Here is a 268-nt window from a genome sequence, read left to right on the forward strand (position 1 = left end):
TAAAGCTCATCAGCATAGTACAGGCGCAGCCAGTCATCTTGATGAGGCCATTGGTAAAAGTGTTGCAGGTAATAGCAGCAAACTGCACTTAGTGGTCGATGCTTGTGGTAACCCTATACATATTGAGCTGACAGGTGGGCAAGTGCATGACGCTAAGATGGCAAAGACGTTGATAGATAGCACGATTAATAACCAGACTAAAGCGGTGATTGCAGACAGGGGCTACGATAGTAGTGATATTAGAGAGTGTATCTTCAAGCACTGTACT

The 268-nt window shown here is 44.8% G+C and carries 1 protein-coding gene; it reads left to right on the top strand.

What is annotated here, in order from left to right:
- Positions 1-268 (top strand): transposase (locus tag ACT3RN_RS16350; RefSeq protein ID WP_444518909.1); only part of this gene is annotated, 268 nt, incomplete at both ends.

Source organism: Psychrobacter sp. AOP5-GZ1-6 (assembly GCF_052376345.1).
Taxonomy (GTDB): Bacteria; Pseudomonadota; Gammaproteobacteria; order Pseudomonadales; family Moraxellaceae; genus Psychrobacter.